Below are 320 nucleotides of genomic sequence, written 5' to 3' on the forward strand. Positions count from 1 at the left end.
CCGCGCGGGCGTCGGAGCGGTCCGGAACGCCTCGGGGACCACGAGCAGCGGCACCTCCTGGGCGCAGCGCTCCTCCGCCTTCCAGCAGCGGGTGCGGAAGCGGCAGCCGGAGGGCGGGGTGGCCGGCGAGTGCACGTCACCGGCGAGCAGGATCCGTTCGCGGTGTTCGCGGGCGTCCGGGTCGGGGACCGGGACCGCCGACAGCAGCGCCTGGGTGTAGGGGAGCGTGGGATGGTCGTCGATCTCGGCGTCGGTGCCGATCTCGGCGATCCTGCCGAGGTACATCACGCCGACCCGGACGGAGATGTGCCGGACGATCG

At 74.1% G+C, this 320-nt stretch carries 1 protein-coding gene; it reads right to left on the reverse strand.

Annotated features, from left to right (window positions below):
• A partial coding sequence (locus PUR26_RS02085; RefSeq protein ID WP_329868551.1) for an oligopeptide/dipeptide ABC transporter ATP-binding protein occupies positions 1-320 on the reverse strand: 320 nt, incomplete at both ends.

The organism is Streptomyces sp. SP18CS02, assembly GCF_036322365.1.
Classification (GTDB): domain Bacteria; phylum Actinomycetota; class Actinomycetes; order Streptomycetales; family Streptomycetaceae; genus Streptomyces.